At 40.4% G+C, this 1,974-nt stretch carries 2 protein-coding genes and 1 pseudogene; all 3 read right to left on the reverse strand.

The features are described from left to right. Positions 1 to 233 (reverse strand): annotated as a pseudogene (locus C4N24_RS15550) (hypothetical protein); the annotation flags it as partial. A gap of 92 nt (positions 234 to 325) precedes the next feature. Beyond that, the gene (locus C4N24_RS14915; RefSeq protein ID WP_242700086.1) at positions 326 to 1,309 is read right to left on the reverse strand and encodes a hypothetical protein; all 984 of its coding nucleotides are present in this window, start codon (positions 1,307 to 1,309) and stop codon (positions 326 to 328) included. 147 nt (positions 1,310 to 1,456) lie between these two features. Then, a partial coding sequence (locus C4N24_RS14920) for a DUF4367 domain-containing protein (RefSeq protein WP_112092030.1) occupies positions 1,457 to 1,974 on the reverse strand: 518 nt, incomplete at its 5' end.

The following is a 1,974-nucleotide window of genomic DNA, read 5'->3' on the forward strand; positions in this document are numbered from 1 at the left end:
TTTTTCTCAATGGAAACTTTCTGATTTTCGCACAAGACAATTTGCTGAAGATTGTGAAATTCGGCTTCGCTGACATTTCCATTTAACGCTTTCCATGTATTGCGGCGTTCTGTAACCAGCAAGAAATCAGACAGCATTTCCATAAAAATGACGGCGAAAAATGCCAGAGAAAAGAACCACATACCGCTCCATTGGCTTGCTGTCAAAGTATCTCGGAGCGTTGCCGGTTTCAAGGACTGTACCGCAATGACATAAAGTACGGTACTTTGTTCACAGTTGTTCTCCTTAATCTGCTGGCACCTATACACCGTTATTCCCATCATGTCTAAAAGCGAATTGATTTTGCAATTTCCAATGCCTGGCTTTCCGACACAGAACTTGCTTCAAGTTCAATTGCAACAAAGCATTCTTTCTCGTTATCATAAGCGAGAACGCCTAAATTGTTTACTGGTTCTGAATTTGCACCATCTTGAAAAATTACCGTTGTAAGTGCAGTCGTTCCGCGTTCCGTGGTTTGTATCACATCGTATTTATTATCCGTGTCAAACCTGTAAACCGATCCTAGCCGAAGTGCAGAGTAAACAATCTGCACGGAATCTCTATCACCTTCATATGGTTCATAGGTACTGTATCCAACCGCGCCAACCAACACATGATTTTTGTCATAAATATCATATACTGGATAAGACGGATTCAGGCTTGCAAGAGCAAGTGGTTTATTTTCAGCACGTTGCGTTTGTTCTCTCTTTTGAATTTTCCACCCTTGCGGAAGTTCGATTGAAATAACACTGCTCGCTTGTCCTAATTCTTCAGTTTGAAATTCAATTTGCCGATTTGGTTTCTCCTTGTTTTCAGCTTGTTCTCCTAAAATATCTGATGCGATTTGTCCATATTCTTTATCAGTAGTGATGGATTCCAGATACTGATAAAGCGTATTTCTTTCTTCATCCGATCCTCTATAGGGAAGCTCTGTTTTTATGCCGGATAAAACAAGCTGCTGAAAGTCTTTATCATTCATCAGTTTGTCATATTTCAACACATACAGTGTGTCTTGAGGGAATTTGATAAGACGATTTGTCAACACCGAAAAGCAATCTTCTGTATACCCACCATCCGATTCTTTAAGCTTTTGCAGTATTTGGCTTGTGCTGGCGTTTTCAAGATTAGATAAAAATTCCTGCTCGCTTGTCACCGATGTCGATATAGGAGAGTTCATAGAAGTTGAAGAGGATACTTTTGTTGCGCAAGCTGACAATCCTATGATTGTCGCAACCGAAATTGCAATGAAGCTCCTTTTCATATAGAGCATACACCTCCCGTTTGTTTCCATCAGAAGCTTTTACTTAGACAACGCAGCAACCAACACATTTGTTGCAAGATTTTCCAAATTTGTTTACTTAAACAAAAATCCATCCTCACATTTGTGCTCATCTACAAATATCTAGGCATTTTGCCGTTAATAAATACTTTCTGCAACCTTCATCAACTCATCCAATGAACCATCGCCCATAATTGTGCAGGAAACACCCTCATCCTCCCAAACCAAAATATAACAGGTGACCTGCCCCGGAATCTCACTTGTTCCAAGTGTTGCTTCCTTATCTCCAATCTTTACAGTTGTATAAACGGTATGTTCATTATCGAATGTTTCAATCTGTCCGTATGCGGTTATAATTGAACAATCCACAAAATAGATTTCTCCGGCAGCATTAACATACGCATGAGAGAATGTTTCCTTTTTATCATAGCCTTGCGTATAGTCACGCCAAAATCCGACTTGTACATAATGTTCACTATACGCATCGGGAAGCTGCTCTAATGGTTCTCCCTCAACTTTATAAGTGACTTGCATCTCAATTGGTAAGAACTTCTGAATCATCGTATAGACTGTCTTGCGGAAGTCTGCGCTTACTGCAAGCGCACCGAGAGTTAAAATTACCAGCGTCAGGGCTGCAACAAGCACCCGTTTCAGCA

The organism is Faecalibacterium prausnitzii, assembly GCF_003287405.1.
GTDB lineage: Bacteria > Bacillota > Clostridia > Oscillospirales > Ruminococcaceae > Faecalibacterium > Faecalibacterium intestinale.